Annotated in this window: 16 protein-coding genes; 9 read left to right on the forward strand and 7 right to left on the reverse strand. The window is 36.5% G+C overall.

Translation table 11 applies throughout. From position 1 onward, the window contains the following. Genes ACQKMV_RS02525 through pyrE form a run of 4 tightly spaced genes read left to right on the forward strand, consistent with a single transcriptional unit; the run spans window position 1 to window position 3018 of the window. A complete protein-coding gene (locus tag ACQKMV_RS02525) occupies window positions 1–774 on the forward strand; it encodes a dihydroorotate dehydrogenase electron transfer subunit (RefSeq protein WP_423472122.1) in 774 nt (257 codons plus the stop codon). Continuing rightward, on the forward strand, window positions 771–1685 hold the full coding sequence (locus ACQKMV_RS02530; RefSeq protein ID WP_100544004.1) for a dihydroorotate dehydrogenase: 915 nt from the start codon (window positions 771–773) through the stop codon (window positions 1683–1685). The genes ACQKMV_RS02525 and ACQKMV_RS02530 overlap by 4 nt, the downstream gene beginning before the upstream one ends. Then, window positions 1682–2386 (forward strand): orotidine-5'-phosphate decarboxylase, encoded by a 705-nt coding sequence (pyrF, locus tag ACQKMV_RS02535; protein ID WP_427502233.1) that lies wholly within the window; start codon window positions 1682–1684, stop codon window positions 2384–2386. Before ACQKMV_RS02530 ends, pyrF begins: the two co-directional genes overlap by 4 nt. Before the next feature lie 2 nt (window positions 2387–2388). After that, window positions 2389–3018 carry an orotate phosphoribosyltransferase gene (gene pyrE / locus ACQKMV_RS02540; protein ID WP_427502234.1) on the forward strand — a complete coding sequence of 210 codons (630 nt, stop codon included), beginning with the start codon at window positions 2389–2391 and terminating at the stop codon, window positions 3016–3018. 386 nt (window positions 3019–3404) lie between these two features. Here pyrE and ACQKMV_RS02545 read toward each other — a convergent pair whose 3' ends face one another. Next, window positions 3405–4934: a cardiolipin synthase gene (locus ACQKMV_RS02545; RefSeq protein ID WP_427502235.1), complete on the reverse strand. Its 1530-nt coding sequence runs from the start codon at window positions 4932–4934 to the stop codon at window positions 3405–3407. 1082 nt (window positions 4935–6016) lie between these two features. Here ACQKMV_RS02545 and ACQKMV_RS02550 point away from each other — a divergent pair. The 5 genes from ACQKMV_RS02550 (at window position 6017) to opp4C (ending at window position 11773) form a co-directional block, all read left to right on the forward strand. Continuing rightward, entirely contained in the window at window positions 6017–7012 is a 996-nt protein-coding gene (locus ACQKMV_RS02550) for an ABC transporter ATP-binding protein (protein WP_427502236.1), read from the forward strand. A gap of 4 nt (window positions 7013–7016) precedes the next feature. Further along, window positions 7017–8006 carry an ABC transporter ATP-binding protein gene (locus ACQKMV_RS02555; RefSeq protein WP_427502237.1) on the forward strand — a complete coding sequence of 330 codons (990 nt, stop codon included), beginning with the start codon at window positions 7017–7019 and terminating at the stop codon, window positions 8004–8006. 61 nt (window positions 8007–8067) lie between these two features. Next, entirely contained in the window at window positions 8068–9792 is a 1725-nt protein-coding gene (gene opp4A / locus ACQKMV_RS02560; RefSeq protein ID WP_427502238.1) for an oligopeptide ABC transporter substrate-binding protein, read from the forward strand. 94 nt (window positions 9793–9886) lie between these two features. Next, window positions 9887–10852, forward strand: a complete 966-nt coding sequence (opp4B, locus tag ACQKMV_RS02565) for an oligopeptide ABC transporter permease (RefSeq protein ID WP_427502239.1) — start codon at window positions 9887–9889, stop codon at window positions 10850–10852. Window positions 10853–10864: 12 nt separating this feature from the next. Then, on the forward strand, window positions 10865–11773 hold the full coding sequence (gene opp4C / locus ACQKMV_RS02570; RefSeq protein WP_427502240.1) for an oligopeptide ABC transporter permease: 909 nt from the start codon (window positions 10865–10867) through the stop codon (window positions 11771–11773). 459 nt (window positions 11774–12232) lie between these two features. Here opp4C and ACQKMV_RS02575 read toward each other — a convergent pair whose 3' ends face one another. The 6 genes from ACQKMV_RS02575 to ACQKMV_RS02600 form a co-directional block, all read right to left on the reverse strand. After that, window positions 12233–13159: an ABC transporter ATP-binding protein gene (locus ACQKMV_RS02575; RefSeq protein ID WP_427502241.1), complete on the reverse strand. Its 927-nt coding sequence runs from the start codon at window positions 13157–13159 to the stop codon at window positions 12233–12235. Beyond that, on the reverse strand, window positions 13152–14207 hold the full coding sequence (locus ACQKMV_RS02580; RefSeq protein ID WP_387079883.1) for an ABC transporter ATP-binding protein: 1056 nt from the start codon (window positions 14205–14207) through the stop codon (window positions 13152–13154). The genes ACQKMV_RS02575 and ACQKMV_RS02580 overlap by 8 nt, the downstream gene beginning before the upstream one ends. Window positions 14208–14221: 14 nt before the next feature. Continuing rightward, window positions 14222–15142, reverse strand: a complete 921-nt coding sequence (locus ACQKMV_RS02585) for an ABC transporter permease (RefSeq protein ID WP_427423735.1) — start codon at window positions 15140–15142, stop codon at window positions 14222–14224. Next, on the reverse strand, window positions 15142–16071 hold the full coding sequence (locus ACQKMV_RS02590; protein WP_427502242.1) for an ABC transporter permease: 930 nt from the start codon (window positions 16069–16071) through the stop codon (window positions 15142–15144). The genes ACQKMV_RS02585 and ACQKMV_RS02590 overlap by 1 nt, the downstream gene beginning before the upstream one ends. 131 nt (window positions 16072–16202) lie before the next feature. Continuing rightward, window positions 16203–17852, reverse strand: coding sequence for a peptide ABC transporter substrate-binding protein (locus ACQKMV_RS02595; protein WP_427502243.1), 1650 nt, complete (start codon window positions 17850–17852; stop codon window positions 16203–16205). A gap of 1079 nt (window positions 17853–18931) precedes the next feature. Beyond that, complete coding sequence (locus ACQKMV_RS02600) at window positions 18932–20629, reverse strand: Rqc2 family fibronectin-binding protein (protein ID WP_427502244.1); 1698 nt, start codon at window positions 20627–20629, stop codon at window positions 18932–18934. Between the last annotated feature and the right edge of the window lie 41 nt (window positions 20630–20670).

Below are 20670 nucleotides of genomic sequence, written 5' to 3' on the forward strand. Positions count from 1 at the left end.
ATGATTCGTCAAGAGAAAATGACGGTCGTCTCTCAAAAGCAAATTGCGACAAACATTTTCGAATTGACACTTCGTGGAGAACTGGTTCAGGATATGACACCTGGCCAGTTTGTCCATGTAAAGGTGTCAGATTCAATGGAGCCGCTTTTACGTCGACCAATCAGTATTGCAAACATAGATAAAGACAACAATGAATTTACAATGATTTATCGTGCGGAAGGTCGCGGAACACAAGTTTTAGCGACAAATCGAGAAGGACAGCTTGTTAATGTCCTTGGTCCAATCGGTAATGGGTTCCCTGTAGAAGCGGTAAAAGAGGGAGGTACAGCCCTACTAGTTGGCGGAGGAATCGGTGTACCACCATTACATGAGCTTTCTAAGCAATTAAATGCTCGTGGTGTTAAAACAATCCATGTACTTGGCTTCCAAACAGAGGATGTATGTTTCTATGAGGAACAATTCAGTGCGCTTGGAGAAACACATTATGTAACGGTTGACGGTTCAAAAGGAACAAAGGGCTTTGTTACAAATGTATTAGAGTCACGAGCACCTGAATTCGATGTATTCTATTCTTGTGGTCCGCTACCAATGTTAAAAGCATTAGAAGGTTTCTATCCAGAAAAAGAAGGTTATTTATCATTTGAAGAGCGTATGGGCTGTGGTATCGGTGCTTGTTTCGCATGCGTATGTAAAACAACAGATCAAGTAGCAAAGGATTATGTCAAAGTATGCTCTGACGGTCCAGTTTTCCCGAAAGGTACGGTGGCATTATGAGTCGTTTAAACATTCAATTACCAGGCTTAGATTTGAAAAATCCAATAATGCCAGCATCCGGCTGCTTTGGCTTTGGCCGTGAATATGCACAGCTTTATGATTTATCAAAGCTAGGCGCTATTATGATTAAAGCTACGACTGTGGAAACACGTCCCGGCAATCCAACTCCACGCGTAGCAGAAACAGCAGCGGGGATGTTGAATGCAATTGGTTTACAAAATCCCGGCATTGAAAAAGTAATGAATGAAGAATTAAAGTTTTTAGAAGCGTATGATGTGCCAATCATTGCAAATGTTGCTGGTACAGAAACAGCAGATTACGTAGAAGTTGCGCAACGCATTTCTACTGCACCAAATGTTAAAGCATTAGAGCTTAATATTTCTTGTCCGAACGTTAAATGTGGTGGTATTCAATTTGGTACAGACCCTGCAACTGCACGTGAGCTAGTTAAAGCTGTTAAAGCTGTTTCTGAAGTACCTGTATACGTGAAATTGTCTCCTAATGTAACGAATATCGTAGAAATTGCACAAGCTGTTGAAGCGGGTGGTGCAGACGGCATTACAATGATTAATACACTAATTGGTATGCGTTTAGACGAGCGTACAGGTAAACCAGTGATTGCCAATGGTACAGGTGGCTTATCTGGTCCTGCTGTAAAGCCAGTTGCGATTCGCATGGTCTATGAGGTGTATAAGGCTGTCAATATTCCGATTATTGGGATGGGTGGCGTGACAGAAGCGCAGGATGTTATTGACTTTATGTCGGCCGGCGCATCTGCAGTTGCTGTTGGAACAGCAAACTTCGTCGATCACTTCGTTTGCCCAAATATTATTGATGAACTACCAGCAAAGCTCGATAAATTAGGAGTGGAGCATATTTCAGAAATTATCGGAAGGAGCCATCGCTCATGAATACAAAACCAATACTTGCACTAGATTTTCCTGGTGAAGCTGAAGTATTTAACTTTCTAAAGCACTTTAACGAGCCTCTTTTCGTGAAAATTGGTATGGAATTATATATGCAAGAAGGGCCAGATATTGTACGTAAGGTAAAAGATCTAGGTCATGATATTTTTCTAGATTTAAAATTACATGATATTCCTAATACAGTGGGCTCTGCTATGAAAGGCCTTGCAAAATTAGGGGTAGATTTAGTCAACGTTCATGCGGCGGGCGGACGTCCAATGATGGAGGCAGCGCTTGAAGGGCTTGAAGCGGGTACTCCGGCAGGGCGTGAACGAGCGGCATTAATTGCAGTAACACAGCTGACTTCTACAACAGAAGAGCAAATGCAGACAGAGCAAAAAATTGCTTTATCTTTACAGGAGTCTGTACTACATTATGCAAGCTTAACAAAACAAGCTGGTTTAAATGGTGTTGTCTGCTCCGTACATGAGGCAAAAGCTATTGCAGAGGCGTGCGGTGAAGATTTCTTACGTGTGACACCTGGTATCCGATTAGCAGGTGGCGACGCACACGACCAAAAGCGCATTGCAACACCAGACGGCGCAAAACGTGACGGTTCTTCGTTAATCGTCGTTGGACGTGCAGTTACAGGTGCACAAGATCCAGTAGCAGCATATAAAATCGTAAGTGAATTATGGGAGGCATAAATATGACATTACAAAATGAAATCGCACACGCTATGTTAAAGGTAGGTGCAGTAGAATTAAATCCAACAGAACTATTCACATGGGCATCAGGCATTAAATCCCCAATCTACTGTGATACACGTCTGACAATTTCTGACCCTGTAATTCGTAAGCAATTAGCAAACGGTTTATCATCTCTTATTAAAGAAAACTTTGGTACTACTGAAATCGTAGCAGGTACAGCAACAGCGGGCATTCCACATGCTGCTTGGGTAAGTGATATTTTAGAATTACCAATGGTGTATGTACGCTCTAAAGCAAAAGAGCATGGCCGTGGCAACCAAATCGAAGGAAAATACGCAGCAGGTCAAAAAGTCGTAGTAGTAGAAGACATCGTTTCTACAGGTGGCTCATCCATTACAGCTGTAGAAGCCTTACGTGCAGCAGGCTGTGAAGTACTAGGCGTTGTTTGTGTCTACACATACAATCTTCCACGTGCTGAACAAGCATTTGAAGAGGCAGGCATTAAATATGTATCTCTAACAAATTTCGATTACTTAATTGAAGCAGCTAATGAATCAGGCGCTATTCAAGAAGAAGATATTCCATTCTTAAAAGACTGGCATGGAAAATTAAAAGCAGGAGAGCTTTAATAAAAAAAGGGTGGTATGAAATTAATTCATACCACCCTTTCATTTGTTGAAAAACTTTTGCGTCATAAAAAAGACTGTTGACAGACTCAATATTTTTTTTGAGTTTGTTTACAGTCTGAAAAGTAAAGGAAATCTTTGCGAATGTTGAGATGCTTGAGATAGGGTGACTCCTCAAAAAAGTAGAATGACACTCAATAAGATACATGATATGTGAAGTGGTTGATTGGAGTGGAGGCTGGGCGACTCCTTGGGGATTAGCGTCACAGATGAGACCCTGGAGCGAGCATCGCGAGTGAAGCGGCTCATCGGACGCCCCCAGGAAAGCGCCCAGCCGGAACGGAAATCAACCCCTCGTTTTGACCAAGAACTACACTTTATTTATTAATTTACAATAGAGGAGAAATGAGTCGCATAAGAGATTCAAGCATGCGTTTTTGAATACTTCGCTTTTGAAATGACTCCCATGTGATTTTTATGGATTCTTTAAAATCTTGTTCAAAATCATTTTTTATATCTAGAACCGTATTAGATTCATATAGGACCGCAATGATTTCATAATTAAGCTCAAAACTACGAATATCCATATTTGCTGTACCAATTGATGCAACTTCATCATCAACAAGTACAATCTTAGCGTGCATAAAAGCATCTTTATAGGAGTAAATAGAGACTCCCGCTTTTAGAAGCGGAGTAAAGTATGATTGGGATGCTTGATCACTAATGATACTATCACCTTTTCCAGGATATAAAATACGGACATCTACCCCGGAAAGAGCACTCAAACGTAATAATGTTAATGTTTCCTGATCAGGAATAAAGTATGGAGTGGCAATCCAAATTGACTTTTTGGCGGAGCCCATAATTTTCAATAAAGCATTTCGAATACTTGTATCATCTGAGCTAGGTCCGCTCGCTACAATCTGTACGGCACCTTCTGCCTGATGGATGTCTTGTGCTGGAAAGTATGCTCTATCCATATATTGATTCCAAGACTCAGTATTTAAACTACTAGTGGCGTAGAGAAAATCTTCTAAGAAAATGGCTTGTAGTTTAAATAATGCTTTTCCTTCTATTTTTAAATGGCTATCACGCCAAATAGGAAACTTCTTCGAACGACCAAGATATTCATCCCCGACATTGAGTCCACCTGTAAACCCAATTGTCCCATCTACAATCACAATTTTACGGTGGTTCCGATAATTGACGGTTTCTAATAGCCAAGGTGAAAGAATAGAATCAAATTCGACTACTTCAATTCCTGCTTCATTCATTGGTTGTAAGAAACTCCTACGTAATTTATTACTTCCAAGTCCATCGTAAAGAAAGCGTACGATCACGCCAGATTTTGCTTTTCTTATTAAGGCATCTCGAATTTTTGTACCGATTTCATCTGATCGATAAATATAGTATTGAATATGAATATGATGTGTAGCATTTTCAATCGCTTGTATAATCTCAGTAAATGTTTCATCACCATTTGTTAAGAGTTTTGTTGTTGTTTTATGAGCAACAGGACCACCGCCAAATTTTTGTATAACTTGTGTTAAATGGGTGGATCGTTCATTTAAAGGGGAAGGGGGTTCTAAATTAAAACTTCTTCCATCTAAAATTTCACGGAATAACTTCCTTTTTTCTTCTGAACGATATAAATGTTTCTTTCTTCTCCAGCGACTTCTTCCGAAAAGTAAGTACAGAAGTACACCGATACCAGGGAGAATGGCTAATATTAAAAACCAAGCTAATGTACTTTGCGGGGAACGATTTTCAATAAAAATAATGAAGGCAATCCCTATAAGTGTGATTGGCCATATTATGCCGATTAAAGTAGATAACGGAATGATGGACTTATTTAAGAATATGAGCATAATTGCTGCAATTGCAAAAGCAAATAGCAGTTGGACAACGCGATTTTTCATATGTTTACATTTCACCTATTCTTTCCTACATATAATCCTCATAAGGGGAAGCTGTAGTTTAATATTTTTATGATAAATTGTTTTCTTTTTTTTTACAATATAGACATTCCCGCACCAGCGTTTCTTCTTGATTCTTGGACGGGTATCACACCAGGAAACACGAAAATGTAGGCAAGCGTTTAAAAGTACACGCACGATCAAAGGAAGCTGAAATATTAAATTGAATGTAGGGTGTTTCAAAGTGTCGGACCTGCATTAACTAAAAGAGGCTAGAAAAAGCAATTGTTGGATAGGATATTACAGCTTTACTTTCATCAAATTAAAACAGAATTAAGAATTATTATCTATTTTCTGTAAAAAAATTAGGTTTTTTTACAGAAAAAATTAAGAAGAAGTCCGTAAACAAATCCTTATAAAAAGTTATTTTTCTGCTGTAATATTATTTGCTTCAAGGAGTTGGTGTGATAATTGAAAAAATTATTCATTGATAGTGATTAGGAGATAGGTATAAATATATTAAATTGTAAAAATTTATACAAAAAACCTTTAATAATAAAGAAATACGAATAAATTTAGATATTATTAAGAAAAGAAAAAAGGAATAAATAAATTATTTACTATATTATAATAATAAAAAAATAATACTTTAAACCGATAAAGTGGGAGTTAAACAAACATTCATTTAAGAAAAATACAAATTTATTAAGTAAAATTGGAATAGTTGTATGGTTTAGTTTGTATATAAGAATATAAGAAATGTAAAAATTCTCTTGATTAAATGTGTTATTACTAGATAAAATGATATTAAGCTTAATTATCTGAATATTGTATTATTTAACACTTGCTTTAAATTTCTTTATAAAGGAAAAAATGATTTTTTTAAAAGTATTTTAAATTGATGTTTTTTTGTTTTGATATGATTGTGAAATAAGTTTATCAAAATCAATTTTTTCGGAATATTGAATTAATAAAGTGAATACCTGGAAGTGATTTTTTGTAAAAAAACGTTCTTAACACGCGGCATCTGCTAACTACATTAACAGCAGTAGTTAAGTAAAAACTCTTAAAAGGTGTGATATAAAATGAGCTTAATGTTAGAAGTGAAAAACCTTAAAACTGGCTTTGATATAGATGGAGAAATATATCATGCGGTGGATGATGTTTCATTTTCGGTTAAATCAGGTCAGATCGTAGGGGTAGTTGGCGAATCTGGATGTGGAAAAAGTGTAATGTCTCTTTCCATTATGCAGCTTCTTCCCAAAGGAATTGGTAAAATCACTGGCGGAGAAATAAAATTCCATGGGAAAAACATAGAAAATCATTCGAGCGACGAGATGAATAAAATTAGAGGAAAAGATATAAGCATGATTTTCCAAGAACCTATGACATCCTTAAACCCAGTTTTTACTATAGGCTCACAAATTGAAGAAATTATGCTTAATCATAGTAAGATTTCGAAGGCTGAGGCTAAAGAAAAAGCGATTGAATTATTAAAACAGGTTGGTATTCCAAGAGCTGAAAAAATTATAGATGAATATCCTCATCAATTGTCAGGTGGTATGAGACAAAGAGTAATGATTGCTATCGCCATCGCTTGTCAGCCTAGACTTTTAATAGCGGATGAACCAACTACTGCACTTGATGTAACTGTACAAGCCCAAATACTAGATTTACTGAAAAATATTCAAGCGAAAAATAACATGTCTATTGTCTTGATAACTCACGATTTAGGTGTAGTTGCGGAAATGTGTGATGAAGTAATTATTATGTATGCAGGGAAGATTGTAGAACGGACAAATGTTGATAATTTGTTTTACAATCCCAAACACCCATATACAAAGCTCTTGATGGCATCGATTCCGAGAATAGATACAGAAGTTAATGAGTTAACCACTATTAAAGGTATAGTACCTTCTTTAAAAAATATGCCTCAAGTAGGCTGCCGTTTTGTTGATAGATGCCCGTCGGCAATGCCTGAATGTAGCAATGTTACACCGCAACTTGCCTTAGTAGGTGACAATCATGAAGTCTCTTGTTTACTTTTTGAAGGCAGTAATTCTAGAAAGGGCGTGAGCTGACAATATGGAGCAAACAGCAATTAAACAAAATAAAGAAAATTTATTGGAGTTAATTGATTTAAAAACCTATTACCCGATTAAAGGTGGATTTTTCAAACATACGATTGGCTATGTTAAAGCAGTAGATAATATTTCTTTTTCAATAAAAAGCGGTGAAACATTAGGACTAGTTGGCGAATCTGGCTGTGGAAAGTCTACAACTGGTCGTACTATTTTAAGATTGCTAGATTCAACAGATGGAAAAATCATTTTTAACGGCCAGGATATTACAAAATTACAAGGAAAATCATTAAGGGAAATAAGGAAAGATATTCAAATGGTGTTTCAAGATCCCTATGCATCGTTAAATCCTATGCAAATGGTAGGTAGTATCATAGCTGAACCGATCATGAATTTCCATAAAAAATCACTGAACTCTTTAAAAAATGAAGTGATGGAGCTTTTACAAAAAGTAGGCTTACCAGAAGATGCATATTACAAGTATGCACATGAATTTTCAGGTGGTCAGCGTCAACGGATTGGTATTGCTAGAGCTCTTGCACTTAGGCCAAAACTAATTATAGCAGATGAGCCAGTTTCAGCTTTAGACGTATCTGTACAATCGCAGGTTCTTAATCTTCTAAAAGAATTACAGGATGAGTTTGACTTAACATTTTTATTTATCGCTCATGATTTAAGTGTTGTAAAACATATGAGTGATCGAATCGGTGTTATGTATTTAGGAAATATTGTGGAGATTGCAGATAAGGAACATATTTATGAGGAACCACTGCACCCTTATACACAGGCATTAATCTCTGCAATTCCAGTACCTGATCCAAGGAAGAAGAGTAGCCGAATAGTATTAGAAGGGGATATCCCTAGTCCGGCTAATCCTCCAAAGGGGTGTCCTTTCCATCCAAGGTGTCCGAAGGCAATGGCAGAGTGTTCATTATCAAAACCAACCTTAAAGGAGGTGAAGCAGGGGCATAGAGTTGCATGCCATTTATATTAAAAAATAACAAGAGAATAGTGTATTAATTATTTTCAAAATAAAATTCACGGGGGGATAAAGAATGAAAAAATCAGCATTATGGGCTTTCATGCTTATGCTAGTAACTGCTTTGTTTTTAGCAGCATGTAATAGCGACACATCGACAAATGAAAAAGATAAGGAAAAAGACAAGGGAGAATCCGCAACAACAGGTGAAACGGCAAAAGGTGGAGTTGTAACTTTTGGTACTGACCAAGCACCTGAAGGTGTATTTGATCCAGCCTTTAATGGAAGTATTGTAGATAGTTATATTCAAGGTTTTACAACTGAAGGTATTTATGAAGTAAATGATAACTTGGAATATGTTCCTAATTTAGCGACTTGGGAAATTAGTGAGGATAAATTAACTTATACGTTTAAATTTAAGCAAGGTGTAAAATGGCACAATGGTGAGGAGTTAACTGTTGATGACTGGGTATTTGCATTAGAGACACTAGCTGATAAGGATTACGATGGCCCACGATTCAATTATGTTGAAAATATTAAAGGTGCAAAAGCAAAAAAACAAGGGAAAGCTGATAAAATCGCAGGAATTGAAGTCGTTGATCCCTATACTGTAAAAATTACTTTTGAAGAAGTGAAAATTAATAATTTGGAAAGCCTGTGGAATAACCCAATGCCTAAAAAACATTATGAAGGTATTGCTGTTAAAGACTTAGGCGAGTCGAAACAAGTTCGTGCGAATCCTGTTGGCTTAGGGCCGTTTAAAGTGAAAAAAGTTGTAGACGGTGAATATTCTGAATTAGAGCGTTTTGATGATTACTGGAAGGGCAAACCACAGCTTGATGGGGTGATTGTAAAAGTAATTGACCCATCATTGGCAGCTGGTGCGTTCCAAAACGGAGAAATTGACATCATGGATATTAGACCACAAGCTGTAAAAGAATTGTCAGCATTAGATAACGTACGCATTGAACAAACGAATGGTGTAAGTTACTCATATATTGGTCTTCGTTTTGGTCATCGTGATAAAGCTGCTCTTAAAAATGTAGCTGATTTTGATAAGTTTAAATCAAAAGAATTGCGTCAAGCACTACTATACGCAATTAACCGTCCAGCAATGATCGATGCTTTCTTAGAAGGAAAAGCTAATGTTGCGAATACTGTGATTCCACGTGCCTTCTGGACTGCTGCAGAGGAATCTGACTTAAATCAATATGAATACAATCCAGAAAAGGCTAAAGAGCTTCTTAAGTCTGCAGGCTATGTAGATACAAATGGTGATGGATTTGTAGAAGATCCTAAAGGTAAACCATTTAAAATTTCGTTTGGTCACTATGCCGGTCCTGCTGTCTTTGAAGGTCGCTCTCAAGCGATTATTCAAGCTTGGAATGATATCGGAGTGAAAACAGAATTAGCTACTGGTACATTAATAGAATTTAACTTATATAATGATATGAAAGATAATGATGATGCTGCATTAGAAGCATTCTTCGGTTCTTGGAGTACAGGTTCAGATCCTGACCCATCTGGATTATGGGGTAACAATGCAGAATGGAACTATGGTCGTTATGTAGATGCTAAGAACCAAAAATTATTAGATGAAGGCTTAAGTGTAAAAGCATTTGACAAAGATACGCGTAAGAAAACTTATGTAGAGTGGCAAAAATACTTCAATGAAGAATTACCAGCTCTTCCGTTATGGGAAAATATGGATTTATATGGCATTAATAAGCGACTACAAGGTGTTCATATCAACGCTGTTGGTTTCCAAACAGACGTTTATAAATGGTACATTAAGGAATAAATTGTAGAATAACAAAGAGAAGTTAAAGCCTACTAACTAGGTCCACTTCATGAATTGGGCCTAGTTAGTAAATTTCTAGATAAGGAGACGTCATATGCTGCAATACACACTTCGAAGATTTCTTGGCATGATTCCATTGTTACTCCTTATTTCTGTGGTGGTGTTCTTTTTAGCGAAAATGATGCCAGGAGATCCATTTGCTGGTGAAATCAATCCGTCTAATACGAATCCACAATACATCGAAGAAATGAGAGAAAAATTAGGCTATAATGATCCGATTATCGTGCAATACGGTAGATGGGTTGGTAAATTTTTACAAGGTGATTTCGGGAAATCTACTGTTTATAAAAAACCAGCCGCAGAGATTATTGCTCAGCGAATACCTAATACAATATTTTTAGCATTAATATCATTAATTTTTACGTACATTTTTGCATTTTTTATGGGGATGTATGCTGGAAGAAAGCCTTATACACTCGGGGATAATTTAATAGCAACTTATAATTATTTAGCATTAGCAATTCCGTCGTTTGTTGCAGGGATTGTTGCTATTTATCTCTTTTCCTTTAAGCTAGGGTGGTTTCCTTTTAATGGTTCCGTAGGTGTAGGCATAGGGGAGGGGACTTGGGAGTACTACATGAGTAAGATTCACCATGTTTTATTACCGGCACTTATTTTAGGATTAATGGGAACGGCGTCCTATACACAATTTTTACGAAATGACATTATTGAAAATAGTAGAAAAGATTATGTAAGAACAGCGAGAGCAAAAGGAACGAAAGAGTCGAAAATTTATAACAAACATATTTTACGGAACTCCATTATTCCAATAATTACGTTTCTTGGTTTTGATATTGCAACTTTAATTAGTGGTGCGGTAATAACAGAAACGATCTTTACTTATCCGGGAATAGGCGCACTCTTCTTAGAGTCCGTTGGAAGAAGAGATTATGCAGTCATGATGTCGATAACAATGCTACTTTCGTTCTTAACACTTTTTGGTAATTTGGTGGCGGATATATTATATGGTGTGGTAGATCCACGTATTAGACTAGATTAAGGAGGGGAAATTATGACATTGGTAACTGATCAAGAAGTTTTATCTCCAAAAACGCCAAAAAAAAGCCCCTCGCCATGGGTAATAGCGAGACGAAAGTTTGTTAAAAATAAATTAGCAATGATTAGTCTTATTTTTTTACTATTAGTTATCGTTTTATCGTTTTTAGCTCCTTATATTACAACAAAAGATATTGTTCGTGTCGATTTTATGAAAATTAGTCTACCTCCATCAAATGAGCATTGGTTAGGAACGGATACGAATGGACGTGATGTTTTTACTAGAATGCTCTACGCTGGAAGATCATCTTTATTGGTTGGGTTAAGTTGTATGTTTTTTATTGTAATAATTGGTACTGCTGTTGGCGCGATATCAGGGTATTTTGGAGGAAAGATGGATCAAATTTTAATGCGATTTACTGATTTCGTATTAATGTTTCCATTCTTAATATTCGTCATTGTTTTTAATACGATCCTTTCAGGAAAAGTTTCTGGTTTATGGACATTAATAATTGTCATTTCGCTTTTAAGCTGGGGAAGCGTTGCAAGGATAGTGCGTAGTAGGGTGCTAGCTGAAAAGGAAAATGAATATATATTAGCAGCGCAATCAATAGGTTGTAAGCCTTCAAAAATAATCATGAAGCACTTATTGCCAAACGTTGCCTCGACGATTATTGTACAAGCAACATTATTAATGGCCGTAACAATCGTTGCTGAGTCCAGTTTAAGCTTTTTAGGATTTGGTGTACCAGCTGATACTCCGAGCTGGGGCAATATGTTATTTGAGGCTAGAAACTCAGATGTACTTAAGTATAAGCTTTGGATGTGGGTGCCACCTGCAACAGCCATTACATTAGTTATTTTGTCAATCAACTTCATTGGAGAAGGTTTAAAAGATGCATTAAATCCAAAATCAAGAAGGTAATAAGTTTGGTTTAGACGATTACATCATGAAACATTAAACAAAAGATAAGGGCACCCTTAAAAGTAGGTGTCCTTATTTTCGTTAAGGTCTTTCTTTACTAGGCTTTAAATCACATCCTGGGGTATAGTAGCAGCAGAAACAGGACCTACTATAAATGCAGTAAGATAAATAGTACGGAGAATAAGTTTAACATCTTTCAGCAGATGTTTTTTGTACCGAAAGCGAAGCGGCAGGTACAGATGTTTTTTGTACCGAAAGCGAAGCGGCAGGTACAGATGTTTTAAGTAACGCAAGTGAAACGGTAGTTACAAGTGTTTTGGTAGTGAAAGTAAAGCGTCAGCTACAAGCGTTTTGGTAGAATGTATGGAAGAATAATGCATCATCTGTAAGTTGTAGCTTTGAAGCAATAAAAAAATAACTCCCATCACAGCGTTTATACTGTAGATGGAAGTTATAGTTTTATCGATTAGCAACCCAAGTTTTCATAAGATCTGCAGTACCATAAACGTAATGCTGATCGCCCACTTCATGGTATGTTGCGCTATCGTCAACCTCTGTATGCTTGTACGGAATACGTTGACGGCGTTTTTCTGACATTGGGTCAGGAAGTGGAATTGCTGATAATAATGATTTTGTATACGGATGAACAGGGTGATTGTAAATATCATCTGCTTTACCGATTTCCATGATTTTACCACGGTACATAACAGCGATACGGTCACTGATATACTTTACCATTGATAAGTCATGGGCAATGAAAAGATATGTTAAGCCACGTTCTTTTTGCAGTTGTTTTAATAAGTTAACAACTTGCGCTTGAATCGATACGTCAAGTGCAGAAATTGGCTCATCGGCGATAATAAACTTAGGATCTAAGCTTAACGCACGAGCAATTCCAATACGTTGACGTTGACCGCCAGAGAATTCGTGTGCATAACGGTTTGCGTGCTCCTTGTTTAAGCCAACAGCCTCTAACAGTTGATTAACTTTTTCACGACGCTCTTTTTTATCTTTGTAAAGACCGTGAATCGTAAAGGCTTCACTAATGATTTCTCCTGCTGTCATACGCGGGTTTAATGAAGCATATGGATCTTGGAAAATCATTTGCATTTGACGATTGAATTTCTTTAATTCATCTTTGGATTTTTTCCCATGGACGTTCTCGCCATCAAAAATAATTTCCCCATCTGTAATGTCGTACAGACGAATGATGGAACGACCAGTTGTTGATTTACCACAGCCTGATTCTCCTACAAGGCCGAGTGTTTCACCTTCGTATACATCGAAGCTAATACCGTCAACAGCTTTAATAGGGTTACTTGGTGAACCGAAATGCTGCTTTACATTTTTTATTTCAAGAATTTTTTTTGCGCCCGATTTAGTCATTTGATTGTGCCTCCTTTGCTAAATATCCTTCAATACGTTTAGCAACCGCATCTGGAAGCGGAATTTTTGGTGCGTCAGGATGCATCAACCAAGTTTTTGCAAAGTGTGTTTCACTTACTTGGAACATCGGTGGTTCTTGCTCATAGTCAATAGCCATTGCAAATTCATTACGAGCGGCAAATGCATCGCCCTTTGGAGGGTTAGTAAGATCTGGTGGTGAACCAGGAATCGTGCGTAATAGCTCATCAGTATCGTTATCTAAGTCTGGCATTGAACCAAGCAGACCCCATGTATATGGATGCTTAGGATTATAGAAAATATCATTAACAGTACCATATTCAACGATTTGACCTGCATACATAACTGCAACACGGTCGGCAATGTTTGCCACGACACCTAAATCGTGGGTAATGAAAATGATAGATGTTTTCGAATTTTTTTGGATTTCTTTCATTAGCTCTAAAATTTGCGCTTGAATTGTAACGTCTAACGCTGTTGTTGGTTCATCGGCAATTAGAAGCTTAGGATCAGCTGCAAGTGCGATGGCAATAACAACACGTTGACGCATACCGCCTGAAAATTCATGCGGGTATTGGTTATAACGTTTTTCAGGGAAGGGGATACCTACCTGAGTTAAAAGTTCGATTGCACGTTTTTTAGCATCAGCTTTTGACACTTTTTTATGTTGTAAAATAACTTCAGTTATTTGACGTCCGACCTTCATCGTCGGGTTTAAGCTTGTCATTGGATCTTGGAAAATCATTGCAATTTCATTTCCGCGTACTTTTGACATTTCTTTGTCGCTTAAAGGCACTAAATCACGGCCATTAAATAAAATTTGTCCTGACTCATAAATACCAGGTGGCTGTGGAATTAGTTTCATTAATGCGTTACTCGTAACACTCTTACCGGAACCTGATTCACCAACGATTGCTAGTGTTTCACCTTCTTTCAAGTCAAAGTTTACACCACGAACGGCATGAACAAGACCTGCATAAGTTTTAAAGTTTATTTTTAAATCTTTTACTTCTAAAATTGTTTTACTCATTTTCGGCCACCTCCTTATTTACGTAGTTTTGGATCTAATGCATCACGTAAGCCGTCACCAACTGCGTTAAACGCAAAGATTGTTAGTGAAATGAATAATGCAGGGAAAATTAAACGCCAAGGATAATCAGCAATCGCTCCGTTTCCTTCAGAAGCCATTGTACCCCAAGAAGCTTGTGGAGCAGGAACCCCAAGTCCGAGATAACTAAGGAAAGACTCTGTAAAAATAGCAGATGGCACTGTTAATGTCATCGTTACTAGAATCGCACCAAGTGCATTTGGCACTAAATGTTTTAAAATTAAATGTCCTGTGCGTGCGCCCAGAGTACGAGCGGCTAAAACATACTCTTGATTTTTAATAGATAATACTTCACCACGTACAATACGGGCCATATTAATCCAACCTGTAATGGATAATGCGATAATCATTGGCACAATACCTGGTTCTAATACTACTAAAAGTACGATTACAACTAAAAGGTAAGGAACAGCTGTTAAAACATCGGCAATACGCATCATAATATTGTCAACACGACCGCCTGCTAAACCAGAAATACTTCCCCATAATACGCCAATGATCAAGTCAATAATGGCAGCAGCAAACCCGATGAGTAAAGAAATACGAGCGCCGGCCCATACTCGAACGAAAATATCTCGACCTAAATCATCTGTACCAAACCAAAATTCTGATGATGGTGGGGTATTAAAAGAACCTAATTGATCACTATAGTGGTATTGTGAAAACATCGGCACAAATGTAGCCATTAAAATAATAACTACTAAAGTAATTAATCCAAAAATCGCCATTTTATTATGGGAAAAACGAATAAATACTTCCTTCCAAAAGGAGACAGATTTATCTGCTAATTTATCAGTGGCTTCGTGATTTCCGCCAACAATTTTAAACTTATCTTTTTCGATTTGTTGCTGTGTCATTACTTTTTCGCTCCTTTCAGTCTAATTCGCGGATCGATTACGCTATATAAAATATCTACGATGAATACCGCAAATAAAAGAATGATTGCGTAGAATACGGTTGTTCCCATAACAACTGTATAATCACGGTTCGTAATACTTTGCACAAAGTGTTTACCTAATCCAGGAACCGCGAAAATTTGCTCCACAATGAAGCTACCTGTAACAACACCAGCAGTTAATGGACCTAAATAAGTAACGACTGGTAATAAGGCGTTACGTAAAGTATGGCGGAAGACGACTGTCCATTTGCCTAAACCTTTTGCACGAGCCATTTTTACATAATCACTATTATTTTGTTCAAGCATACTTGAACGTGTCAGTTTAGCTATAAAGCCCATATGCGAAAATGCAATAGCTAAGGCTGGTAATATACTATAAGTAAAGCCTTTCCATCCACTAATCGGGAATAACTGAAGTTTGTATGCAAGGAAATACTGCATGAGTCCAGCTAATATGAAAGATGGAACGGAAATTCCAAGCACCGCAAAGGTCGTTGCCAAATAATCTGGAAACCTATTATGATAAAGCGCTGCCACTACGCCGATTAATACACCAAATCCAATAGCAAGCAGCATAGCTTCAATTCCTAAAGTTAAAGATACAGGGAAGCCCTCTGCAATCATATCATTAGTTGAACGCGCTTTATATTTCATAGATTCACCGAAATCAAAAGTGGCCGCATCGATTAAATAATCTTTGTACTGAATATACCAAGGGTTATTTAATCCATACGTTTCGTTTAACTTTTCCTCTATTTGAGGAGGGAAATTACGTTCAGATGCAAATGGGTTACCAGGAGCAACACGCAATAGGAAAAACGTAGCCGTTACGATGACGAAAAGCGCGAGAAGTATATACATCAGCCTTTTCAAAATATATTTAATCACATAAAACTCCTCCTTCAATTTGTCAATTATCTGACAAATTAGTGCTTTCGTATTTTAAAAAGAGCTGACTCGCGCCGCAGTGGCTACGAGGCAGCTCTCCTCTTAGAGCTTAAAAGGTAATTTTTAAAAAATTATTTAATCTTTACGTCTTTAAGGTGAATATCACCTGTTGGATTTGGTGCTAAGTTTTCAATACCTTTTTTAACTACTGATAAATTAGTGTAGTAGTAAATAGGTGCAACTGGAAGTTCTTTCATAGCCACTGCTTCTGCTTGTTTTAAATAGTCAAGACGTTTTGCTTCGTCTACCTCAGCAACTGACTTTTTCAATAAATCTTTGTATTGAGCATTTTCCCAGCCTGTTTGGTTGTTACCGTTTTTAGCAGTATCGAACATTTCAAGGAATGTATATGCATCTAGATAGTCAGCTACCCAGCCCATACGACCTACTTGATAGTCACTAGTTCTTAATTTTTCTAAATAAACTTGCCATTCGGAATTATCTAATTTAGATGAAATACCAAGTTTTTTGCTCCATTCTTCTTGAATAAATTGAGCAATTGCAGCATGTGCTTCAGAAGTGTTAAATGAAATGTTTACTGTGATATCTTTAGGATCTTTAATACCAAGTTCTTTCATACCAGCTGCAAGAGCAGCTTTTGCTCCATCAACATCGTTATCTTTCATGTAACCACGGTCATTTTCAAATCCAGGAATTGCTACCGGAACCATACCTGTAGCTGGTTTTTGTTCACCTTTAGTTACGTTGTCAATTAATTTTTGACGATCGATAGCTAGAGTAAGAGCTTTACGGATATTTGCATTAGACATAATTTTGTCTTTTGTATTGAATTTATACCAATAAATACTTGCTTGGTCTTTGATTCTTAAAGAACCATCTTTTTTGAATCCATCAATTGCATTAAGATCTACTGTTTGGAATGGCGCACCGATATAGTCAAGCTCGCCGCCTTTAAACTTAGTAGCAACAGTTGCTTCTTTTTCAACCATAGCAATATTTACAGTATCAACATCAACATTTGATGCATCCCAATAATCTGCATTTTTTGTAAGAACCATAGAATCGTTATGTTTCCAGTCGCTTAATTTATAAGGACCATTTGTTACGAAATTTTCACCTGCGTCTGCGAACCATTCTTTGTTGGCCTCAGTCACTTTTTTGTTAACTGGTAAATAAGTTTTGAATCCTGTTAATTCTAAGAAATACGGAGTTGGATTTGCTAAAGTTACGACTAAAGTTTTGTCATCTTGAGCTTTGATACCAACGTTATCAATAGAGCCACCATTTAAGTTGTAATCTTCAGCACCTTTAATAGAGTAGAAGATAGAAGCATACTCAGAAAGGTTTTCTGGATTTAATGCCCATTTCCAAGCATATTCGAAGTCGCCAGCTACAACTGGATCACCATTTGACCATTTTGCATCACGTAAATGGAAAGTATAAGTTTTCTTATCATCACTTATTTCCCATTTCTCAGCCATACCTGGAGTAGCCTTACCTTCAGCGTCTGAAACAGTTAAACCTTCAAAAACGTTAATTAAGATTGCGCTAGATGTAGTATCTGTTGCAAGTTGTGGGTGTAAAGATGGTGGTTCTGAAGTGATTGCTAAGTTAATTTCTTTAGCTTTTGAACCAGAATCTTTTTTACCGTCTGAAGATGAAGAATTATCAGACTTATCACCGCCGAAGCCACATGCAGCTAGTACTAATGAAAAGACTGCAAGGACCGTTAATAATAAAAACTTTTTGTTTTTATTCATGTGAATCCCCCTTATACAATTTTAAGCCTTTTGTGAAGCTCCTATTTAATATACCAAAAAAATCATTGTGTACAAAATAAAAAAGATTCAAATTTATATAGTATTATCTGACATCTAAGAGAATAATAATTTTTTTCGATTCATCACACTAAAGAATGAAGGCGTTTTCATAGTACTAATTTGATATTTTATTGTTCTGAATATCAAAAATAAAATAAAAATAAAAAAATGACTTATTATACCGAAAATTCATATTCTTTTGATAATATTATTGCTAAATAAAAAATGATTCAAAAGTCACAGGCGTGATGCTATAAGAAATTTGGATGAATTTGTAGAAAATCACTGTAAAACTGAGTGATTTAGATTCTTGGATAGGTATTTTTTTGTAATTTATAATCTCAAAGAATGAATATTTATATCTATTAATGATATATAAGAAACTTGTTTTGTATTTATCTAAGATTATCTACTATATGAGAGAAAAAAGAAGAAGTAGAGTAAATGTATGAAAAAATGTTCCTTTCTTAAAGAATAAATATATGTTGTTTTAGTAGAATATGTTTTTTTGAGATAATTTATACATTACTTGAATATACAACGATGTATAAAAAAACGGAGCATTGAATCAAGTAATATTGAGCAGATAGTAAATGGAAAAAGAATCCTGATCTTGAATGCTCGAATGATGTTGTTTTATGGAGGAATCCATTTGTCTCGCTTAGGAGGAAGCTTCTACATATAGTTACTAAAAAATCGTGTAAGTAGAACTTAATGAGTAGAAATTACTTATGTTCTTTATGTGGTTTATTTTACCATACATACATTGATAAATGGTAGTCTTCCTAAAAATAAACAGTAGTTATAGTTTTTCCTAAAGAAATTGAAGGGTAATCATTGTGCTGTATGAGGTTAGTCTATACTACTGTCACTCAACTTTTGCTATCAAGAATGCTAAGGGATAATAGCTATAAAAAACAATCAAGTCAAAGGGAAAATGAATAGATGCATAGTGCAGATTACGTGTTAATAGCCATAAAAAAAGGAATACGATATATTGCGTATCGTATTCCAACCATTTAAGACTGTTTTTTTAACTGCAAAATGACAGCTTCATCTGGATCGATGTATAAAGTCTTTTGTTCAAAGTAAATAACAAAACCAGGTTTAGCGCCATTTGGTTTTTTCACCTGACGTATTTCTGTGTAATCTACTGGAACAGAGGAAGACTCTCTTGCTTTTGAAAAATAGGCAGCAAGTGTTGCAGCTTCTCGTAATGTTGTTTCGTCAGGCTCACTTGAATGGATGACAACATGTGAGCCTGGAATATCCTTCGTATGCAGCCAGATATCTGTGCGTTTAGCGATTTTAAATGTAAGCATATCATTTTGTTTGTTATTTTTCCCAACAGAGATCGCTACACCTGTAGAAGAAACATAACGTTCAGGTTCAGGCTTCGCTTGTTTTTTCTTTTTTCGTGCATGACGTATTTTCAAATAACCTTGCTCTGCTAATTCTTCCCGAATTTCTTCTATATCTCCAGGAGCAGCTTGTTGTACCTGCTGAGCAAGCATTTCAAAATAGGCTATTTCTTCCTTCGTTTTTTCTAACTGTTCTTGAACCATAATAAGGGCATTTTTTGCTTTTGTGTATTTAGTGTAATAGCTTTGAGCATTTTCAACAGGTGTTTTACGTTCACTCACTGGAATGGTGATTTCTTCATCTCCAGTTTCACTATAATAGTTAGTGACAGTTACTTCCTTTACACCTTTTTCAAACGCGTAAATATTCGCCATCAGTAATTCTCCATATAATTGGAACTGATCTAGCTTAGATGCGCGTTCGTAGTCTTTATTTAACTTTTTAGTTTTTAATATAAGCTTGTCAATTTCATTTTGCAGCCATCGCTCCAAATCACCTGCCTGCTGTTTAACACGATCACGCTCAGCTCGAGCGAAGAATACGCGGTCAAGTAGCTCATGGACATTTGGATAAATCGTTACATCTCCTTGTAAATGTGTTAAAGCGATCGGTGAGAAGTAAGTTTTATTATTTGCGATTACATACATCGGCTTTGTTCCACCATTATTAAAGGAAGCTATAAAATTTTTAAAGCAATTTACATAATCATCTGTGCCTGTTAATCGGAATAATAATTCCTCAGCGTGTATAGGTGAGAAACCAATAAATTGCGAAACTACTTCCTTAGCCGTTTTTGGTTCAGACAAAAACAGTGTAAGCTGTTCGTCGGTTACTGCTAGAGGGTGCCATTTATTCTGTGTAGGCGGTGCGATATAAGGTTGACCTGGTAAAACTGTTCGAAAACTATTCACGGAAGGTGGCAAATGCTTTAAGCTGTCAACTATTTTTCCCTGCTCCTTATCAATTAACAACAGGTTACTGTGACGGCCCATAATTTCAGCATGTAACTCCCTTATAATAGGGTCGCCAATTTCATTTTTACTTTCGATTTCTACTATTATAATGCGATCAAAATCGTGTTGTTTAATAGAAGAAATAAAACCACCCTCTATATGCTTACGTAATAGCATACAAAACATAGGGGGTTCTGCTGGATTGTCAATAGACTGCTCAGTAAGGTGAACACGTGCGTAAGAAGGATGAATCGAAAAAAGTAATTTATGATTGCTTCCGTTCGCACGGATATGTAGAACAACCTCCTGAGCGTTTGGTTGATGTATTTTAGTGATCCGACCTGTTACTAATTGTTGAAGGTCGGCTGTCATTGAATAAGTAAATAAGCCATCAAATGCCATATGAATTCCTCTTTCCAAAGATATAAGCATCTTGGTACTTT

Origin of the sequence: Lysinibacillus sp. NPDC094403, from assembly GCF_050278745.1 — a bacterium.
In the GTDB taxonomy this organism is placed as follows: domain Bacteria; phylum Bacillota; class Bacilli; order Bacillales_A; family Planococcaceae; genus Lysinibacillus.

Coding starts and splice junctions, on each gene's coding strand:
- ACQKMV_RS02525 (WP_423472122.1), top strand. CDS start 1: ATGATTCGTCAAGAGAAAATGACGGTCGTCTCTCAAAAGCAAATTGCG.
- ACQKMV_RS02530 (WP_100544004.1), top strand. CDS start 771: ATGAGTCGTTTAAACATTCAATTACCAGGCTTAGATTTGAAAAATCCA.
- pyrF (WP_427502233.1), top strand. CDS start 1,682: ATGAATACAAAACCAATACTTGCACTAGATTTTCCTGGTGAAGCTGAA.
- pyrE (WP_427502234.1), top strand. CDS start 2,389: ATGACATTACAAAATGAAATCGCACACGCTATGTTAAAGGTAGGTGCA.
- ACQKMV_RS02545 (WP_427502235.1), bottom strand. CDS start 4,934: ATGAAAAATCGCGTTGTCCAACTGCTATTTGCTTTTGCAATTGCAGCA.
- ACQKMV_RS02550 (WP_427502236.1), top strand. CDS start 6,017: ATGAGCTTAATGTTAGAAGTGAAAAACCTTAAAACTGGCTTTGATATA.
- ACQKMV_RS02555 (WP_427502237.1), top strand. CDS start 7,017: ATGGAGCAAACAGCAATTAAACAAAATAAAGAAAATTTATTGGAGTTA.
- opp4A (WP_427502238.1), top strand. CDS start 8,068: ATGAAAAAATCAGCATTATGGGCTTTCATGCTTATGCTAGTAACTGCT.
- opp4B (WP_427502239.1), top strand. CDS start 9,887: ATGCTGCAATACACACTTCGAAGATTTCTTGGCATGATTCCATTGTTA.
- opp4C (WP_427502240.1), top strand. CDS start 10,865: ATGACATTGGTAACTGATCAAGAAGTTTTATCTCCAAAAACGCCAAAA.
- ACQKMV_RS02575 (WP_427502241.1), bottom strand. CDS start 13,159: ATGACTAAATCGGGCGCAAAAAAAATTCTTGAAATAAAAAATGTAAAG.
- ACQKMV_RS02580 (WP_387079883.1), bottom strand. CDS start 14,207: ATGAGTAAAACAATTTTAGAAGTAAAAGATTTAAAAATAAACTTTAAA.
- ACQKMV_RS02585 (WP_427423735.1), bottom strand. CDS start 15,142: ATGACACAGCAACAAATCGAAAAAGATAAGTTTAAAATTGTTGGCGGA.
- ACQKMV_RS02595 (WP_427502243.1), bottom strand. CDS start 17,852: ATGAATAAAAACAAAAAGTTTTTATTATTAACGGTCCTTGCAGTCTTT.
- ACQKMV_RS02600 (WP_427502244.1), bottom strand. CDS start 20,629: ATGGCATTTGATGGCTTATTTACTTATTCAATGACAGCCGACCTTCAA.